General features: G+C 64.1%; 1 protein-coding gene. It reads left to right on the top strand.

What is annotated here, in order from left to right:
* A partial coding sequence (locus QD228_RS17075; protein ID WP_279876140.1) for a hypothetical protein occupies positions 1-248 on the top strand: 248 nt, incomplete at both ends.

Raw genomic sequence — 248 nt, 5'->3', positions numbered from 1 at the left:
AGGTGCAGGACACGGCCGGCAACGATGGCGCAGTGACCTCGCAGGCGGTCGTGATCGACGCTGTCGCGCCGACCACCACTGCCACCATTGACGCGATCAGCGACGATAGCGGTACCGCCGACGACTTCATCACCAACGATGCTGATGGCCTGACGGTCACCGCCACGCTGGATGCTCCGCTTGCCGAAGGCGTGACACTGCAGTACAGCACCGATGGCTCCACCTGGATCGACATCACCGACAGCGTG

Origin of the sequence: Cobetia sp. 3AK (genome assembly GCF_029846335.1) — a bacterium.
GTDB lineage: Bacteria > Pseudomonadota > Gammaproteobacteria > Pseudomonadales > Halomonadaceae > Cobetia > Cobetia marina.
Note: the sequence above shows the minus strand (reverse complement) of the source record. Positions and strands in the feature narration are given on the sequence as shown.